Origin of the sequence: Corynebacterium lipophiloflavum DSM 44291 (assembly GCF_000159635.1) — a bacterium.
Taxonomy (GTDB): domain Bacteria; phylum Actinomycetota; class Actinomycetes; order Mycobacteriales; family Mycobacteriaceae; genus Corynebacterium; species Corynebacterium lipophiloflavum.
This window is the reverse complement of sequence record NZ_GG667191.1, coordinates 105832-111530: the sequence shown is the minus strand read 5'-3', so window position 1 is coordinate 111530 and position 5699 is coordinate 105832. Positions and strand designations below refer to the sequence as shown.

Genomic DNA, 5699 nt, shown 5'->3' with positions numbered 1-5699 from the left:
CGTGCACCTGATTCGGGCTGCGAACCGGTGGGTGTCTTACCAGGACCGCAAATCTGTCTCCCGGGCGCTGCGTGAGGTCTACACCGCGCCGAATGAGGACACCGCCCGTGCCAGCCTGGACGCGTTCGAGGCCAGTGAACTGGGCCAGAAATACCCGCAGTCGGTCAAAGTCTGGCGCGACGCTTGGGAGCGGTTCATACCGTTTCTGCAGTTCCCGCCTGCGGCACGCCGGGTGCTCTACACCACCAATTCAATCGAGTCGCTCAATGCTGAACTGCGTAAAGCTACCCGTAACCGCGGCCAGTTCCCGAACGATACCGCGGCGCTGAAGACGCTGTGGTTGATGATCTGCAACATCGAAGACAAGCGTGCCGCCCAGCGGGCGAAGAAAGCCAAGCGCGCCATCGAATGCAACGGCTATGTTGAAGGAGCGAAAGCCACCGGATGGAAACAAGCCATCAACCAACTAGCCGTGGCTTACCCCGACCGATTCGCGGACTACTTGTAAACCAAGCCCCCGCACACAAACAATCGGACACTCTCTGGCAGATATAGGGGCGGCCATCGTCAGTAACCTTTCGACTCAACTACCACATCTCACCGAAAGGCACATGACGATGACCGCTGCTCCCCATTCTATTGACCCTGCAACAGCACCGTTCTGAGGGCCTTTGAGCGCCCAAGCGAACACCCAATGCCGTCTTGGGTCGTGGAGGGCAACAAGGGGCACGGGCACGTCGGGTGGTGGCTCAACGCCCCGGTCTGCCGGACGGACGCTGGTCGAGTCGATGCGCTGCGTTATCTCGCCCGAGTGACTGAGGGGCTGCGCCGGTCCCTCGACGGAGACCCGGCGTACACCGGACTGTTGACCCGGAACCCTCTGCACGAAGATGCTGACGTTATCTGGGGTACAGATCGCGCGTACGGACTGCGCGAGCTGGGAACGATCCACACGCCCCGTCAGCTTCCACGCAAGCCGGAACGATCCAGCGGTCTAGGTCGCAACTGCGCGATGTTTGATGCTGCGCGTCGGGAGGTCTATGGCCTACATGATCCCGCTATACCGATGGACGATTGGCACCGGATCGTCGTTCAGCACTGCCACCAAGTGCACCGTTCCTTTGACGATGCCCTCGGGGGGCCATTGCCGTTCTCCGAGGTGCAGTCCACGGCGTCATCCATCGCACGTTGGACTCGCAGGAACTTCATTAGCAAGTCCGAGTACCAAGCAAAACGGGGTAGAATAGGCGGTATCAAGTCGGGCGAGAAGCGCCGACAGGCGCGCGAGGCCCGGATAACGGAGGTATTCGGATGAGTGCTCTGGACCCCCGGCCACGCTTCGACAAGAGTGGCCGGCCACTTACCGCCGCCGAGGCAGCGGAGCTGCTGGGCATGTCCGCGCGAAACGTCCGGCGCCTACGAGCAGAACCGCGCAGTGCGGTGATCGAGCGAGCGGCCGCTCGCAGGGAGCGCGCGGCCGCCCTCCGAGCCGAGGGCAAGTCCTACCGAGAGATAGCCGACGAAATGGGCGTGAGCACGGGCACCGTCGGTCACCTCTTGCATGAGCACCGCAAACAGTCTGAAGCGCCGAGGAAGTGCTCAAGCTCGCCGCTTCAGACTGTTTATGGTGACGACGCCCTCGCCGCACAAGTGCTGGAGCTTCTGCCCACCAGAGGCGTCCACGCCCTGGGGATCGCTTCGGTGACACGGAGCGGTTCTCGAATCGCGACCGTCGGCGCCCCGCTGGCCGCGACATTTGAAATTGGATCAATCACTAAGGGCATCACGGGGATGCTCTATCTCGATGCCATCGAACGCGAAGAGGTTCTTCCGACAACGACGCTCGGTGAACTGTTCGAGCTGCAGGGCTTCGGCGCGGCAGGCATCACGTTAGAAGAGTTGTCCCAGCACAGGTCAGGCCTGCCAGCACAACCGATGGGGATGACAGATATAGCTCGCATCATCATCAGGACGATCCAGGCAAGGAATCCCTTCGACGGGAGGACCCTCGTCCACCTTGTTGAAGATCTGCGCCGTGTGCCGATCGGAGCGAAGGAGCCTGCTTACTCAAATCTGGGGTTTGCGGCCCTCGGCCACGCGCTCGCTGCCGCTGCCGGAATGGACTATGCCGAACTGCTGCGGGAGCGCATTGCGAGACCCCTCGAGCTGGGACGCTTCTACATACCAGCAGAGGGCCAAGCGGCACTGGATGAGCAGGCCGTACAGGGCAAAGACAAAAACGGGCGGCCGCAGCAGGCATGGACCGATCTGCAATATGCGCCTGCCGGTGGTATTCGAACTGACGTGAAGAGCATGGCGAAAGTTGCGCGGGCGCTGTTGACCGGTCTCGCACCGGGCGCCGCCGCTCTTAACCCAGTCGCTGCCTTCTCGACTGACGGGGCAGACCGCGTGGGCGCGGGATGGATGACCTCTCGAATCGAGGGACAAACCATCACCTGGCATAACGGACGTACCGGAGGATTCTCGAGCTGGATCGGCTTTGATCGCGAGCAAGATCACGCGCTCTTCCTCGTCGGAGCCACAACCCTCGCCCTCGACGAGATCGGCGAGACATTGTTGCTGAGCAGCTGACGTGTTCGCACATACACGGTACTGCCGGGGCCTCGGTAGTGCAGTGCCTGAGAGACCTCGAAAGCTCGGAGCTCTCCGAATCGCCGAGAGTTCCGCCATGCGAAGGTGAGAGAACCCGCCAAATGAAGTTGAGAGTCACAATGTGTGTCTGCCCTCCGCAGAGTGTCCAGAAAGAGTCTGGACCCCAGTAGAAACGTGTCCAAGAACAACCAAGTGAACCCTAGATGGACGACGTTCGGCGGGGGCCGTACCTGTCCGCAAGCGTGTACCCCAAAAGCCTCATGTCTCGATTATGCCTCACAAACCCCTACCGAGCACCACCCTGCGACAACTTAGGGCGAGACGCTTTAGTGAGACGGGGAGGAGGCCAATTGCCCCATGAAACGGTCTCACATTCCAGTTCCTGCCGGGTGTCTCATAAAACTTTAGGTTTTCAGGACGCTCCGCGACCGCTAGTGGGCCATATAAGCGAGTCGGGTGTGGTCATCGACAGCGGCATGGACGTGGTCGAACCCGATCGGGTCTTCCGGTCGCGGATCGGTCGTGGACTCGCCAACCGCCGCTGTCGGGGATGCGGCTGAGTTTCTTCACATCGATATGGATGAGCTTGCCTGGCCACCAGCAACGCTCTCGCATGCGTGGTCAAGCGGGCGTTACCGTTGGGCATAGAGGCCTCCTGGCAGTGAAGAACTAGACAGCTCCACTAAGCCAGGAGGCCTAGCTATTTCACAAGACCGAAAGTGCCACCAACGTCACGGTCGAGTACAACTAGTGGGTGTCACTGTGGCTTTCCGAAGTCCACCACACTGACGTTCCCGTCATTGCGGGGGCGGTACAGAGGGCTCCTGACGGATTGCCCGAAGCCCTCTGCACGAATTGACTTCCGGCCTGATGCCGCTGTACCAACCTGTCCTGATAGGCGGGCGCCTCGTTTGCTTCGGTAGTGGGGGCTGCAGCTCAGGCGCAGCAGGAGAGCTTGGAGACGTCGGTGGTGAAGGCCTTGGCGGCGATCCTGATGCCCTCGGCCATCGTCAGGTAGGGGCTCCAGGCGGCGGCGACCTGCGCGGTGGTCATGCCCGCTTCGAGGATGTAGACGCCGGCGGCGGCGATTTCCCCGGCGTCCTTGGCCACCGCGGAGAGGCCCAGGATCCGTCCGGTGTCGCGGTCCGCGACAACCTTGATGAAGCCGCGGGTGTCGCGGTTGACCACGGCTCGCGGCACGTACTCCAGGGGGAGGACCCGGCACTCGCAGCTGATCCCGGCGGCGACAGCTTCCTTTTCCGTCATCCCGACCGCCCCGATGGCGGGACTGGTGAAGGCGACCCGGGGCAGGTGCCGGTAGTCGACCTCGGCCAGGGCATCGGTGAACGCATTGTCCACGGCCAGGGCGCCGTGGGCCGCTGCGACGTAAACGAACTCCCGATGGCCGGTCGCGTCCCCGGCGGCCCAAACCCGCGGGTTGGACGTGGCCAGGCGGGAATCGACCACGATCTCGCCGGATGCGCCGGTCTTCACCCCGACGGCGTCAAGGTCCAGTCCCTCGGTCACCGGGCGGCGGCCCAGTGCCACGAGGATGTGGGAAGCGCGGAACACCTCCTCGCCCCCGGCCACGTTTGCCGTCACCGAGACCCCGTCCGGGCCGGAGGCCACGGAGTCGGCCATGGCCCGCCGGACCACCCGGATCCCCTCGTCGGCGAACATCCCCGCCAATGCCTTGGATGCCTCCGGTTCCTCCTGCGAGGCCAACCGGGAACGGACCAGCATGGTCACCCGGGAGCCAAGCCGGGAGAAAAGCTGTGCCATCTCCAGGGCAACATAGCCTCCGCCCAGGATCAGCATTGATTCGGGCACCTCGTCCAGTTCCATCGCCGTCGTCGAGGTCAGGTACCCGGCCTCGGCCAGTCCGGGAACGGGGGGCACGTAGGGTGCGGAGCCAGTGGCCACGAGGTAGTGCCCGGCCTCGATCGTTCTCACTGCACCATCCGGGGAGATCACCCGGAGCAGCGGTGCGTCCTGGGTTCCGGTGAACGACGCGTCCCCCGAGATCATCGTCCACCCGTAGTCCGCGGCCAGATCGACGTACTTCTCCGTGCGCATGCTTTCAACCAGCGCGGCCTTGCCCTGAATCAGGGCCGGCATGTCCACCGGGCCCGCCGAGGCCGCCACCCCAGGGAAGCGGGCCGAATCCAACGCCACGTGGCGGGCCTCCGCGGCAGCCAGGAGCGCCTTCGACGGGACGCAGCCCGTGTTCACGCATGTCCCGCCCACGGTGCCGCGCTCCACCATCACGACGCGCTTGCCCAGCCCGGTGGCCCGGATCGCGGCCGCAAACGCTCCGCCGCCGGAACCAATAATCGCCAGATCGAACTTTTCGTTTGTCATTCCAGATGTCTCTTCCCTGTGGTTCAAAAGTTCCTATGGAACCATTGTGAACCTTCCAGTACAATGGAACGTCAAGTGTAGTGGCCATTGGAAGGGGAATCGGCGAACATGAGGATCGGACAGCTTGCGGAAGCAACCGGAACCACGACCAAGACCCTGCGGTTCTACGAGGAGTCGGGGCTGCTCCCTCCGGCCGAGCGATTGGCCTCCGGCTATCGGGACTACGCCGAGAATGCCGTGGGTCGGGTCGGGTTCATCCACCGGGGCCAGGCCGCCGGGCTGACCCTCGCCCAGATCCGCCAGATCCTCGACATCCGCGACGGCGGCCAGGCGCCCTGCGAGCACGTGCGCGACCTGCTTGACGTGCGCCTCGCTGAGATCGAGCAGCAGATCGCGCAGCTCTCCGTGCTGCGCGACACTATCGCGGACCTTAGACAGGACGCCGCACACCCGGACCCTGAAACGTGCAGCACCGATCAAGTGTGTAGGTACTTGTAATCCAATTGGGCACACCTCCTGGACCGCCAAAAGGCTCTCGCAAAAAGATACCGCCAGATCTACAAAATTGAGGAAGAGCTCATCAGCAAAATCGACAAATTGACTGACGTAGTAGGGTGCTGTTGCAAAGTTCGGGCGACAGGAAGACCGGTGCTGTTGCAAAGTTCGGGCGACAGGAAGACCTACGTGAAATAATCACAGCCATGGGCATCTTCTCCGGTCGTCAC

The 5699-nt window shown here is 62.8% G+C and carries 5 protein-coding genes and 1 pseudogene; 4 read left to right on the top strand and 2 right to left on the bottom strand.

From position 1 onward, the window contains the following. The 3 genes from HMPREF0298_RS00490 to HMPREF0298_RS00480 form a co-directional block, all read left to right on the top strand. Positions 1-508 (top strand): IS256 family transposase (locus HMPREF0298_RS00490; RefSeq protein WP_040422098.1); only part of this gene is annotated, 508 nt, incomplete at its 5' end. A 186-nt stretch (positions 509-694) separates the two neighbouring features. After that, entirely contained in the window at positions 695-1315 is a 621-nt protein-coding gene (locus HMPREF0298_RS12940; RefSeq protein ID WP_006839102.1) for a replication initiation protein, read from the top strand. Beyond that, positions 1312-2592, top strand: a complete 1281-nt coding sequence (locus tag HMPREF0298_RS00480; protein WP_006839101.1) for a serine hydrolase — start codon at positions 1312-1314, stop codon at positions 2590-2592. The genes HMPREF0298_RS12940 and HMPREF0298_RS00480 overlap by 4 nt, the downstream gene beginning before the upstream one ends. 464 nt (positions 2593-3056) lie before the next feature. Here the strand turns inward: HMPREF0298_RS00480 and HMPREF0298_RS12640 are convergent. Together HMPREF0298_RS12640 and merA are read right to left on the bottom strand one after the other, a co-directional pair. Beyond that, positions 3057-3207: pseudogene (locus tag HMPREF0298_RS12640) on the bottom strand (IS481 family transposase); the annotation flags it as partial. 342 nt (positions 3208-3549) lie between these two features. Then, positions 3550-4974 carry a mercury(II) reductase gene (merA, locus tag HMPREF0298_RS00475; protein ID WP_006839100.1) on the bottom strand — a complete coding sequence of 475 codons (1425 nt, stop codon included), beginning with the start codon at positions 4972-4974 and terminating at the stop codon, positions 3550-3552. Positions 4975-5082: 108 nt separating this feature from the next. Here merA and HMPREF0298_RS00470 point away from each other — a divergent pair, with 108 nt between their 5' ends. Further along, on the top strand, positions 5083-5472 hold the full coding sequence (locus HMPREF0298_RS00470) for a heavy metal-responsive transcriptional regulator (protein WP_006839099.1): 390 nt from the start codon (positions 5083-5085) through the stop codon (positions 5470-5472). Positions 5473-5699 lie beyond the last annotated feature (227 nt).

Excerpts from the sequence above, each read along its gene's own strand:
- HMPREF0298_RS12940 (WP_006839102.1), top strand. The coding sequence starts at position 695 with ATGCCGTCTTGGGTCGTGGAGGGCAACAAGGGGCACGGGCACGTCGGG.
- HMPREF0298_RS00480 (WP_006839101.1), top strand. The coding sequence starts at position 1,312 with ATGAGTGCTCTGGACCCCCGGCCACGCTTCGACAAGAGTGGCCGGCCA.
- merA (WP_006839100.1), bottom strand. The coding sequence starts at position 4,974 with ATGACAAACGAAAAGTTCGATCTGGCGATTATTGGTTCCGGCGGCGGA.
- HMPREF0298_RS00470 (WP_006839099.1), top strand. The coding sequence starts at position 5,083 with ATGAGGATCGGACAGCTTGCGGAAGCAACCGGAACCACGACCAAGACC.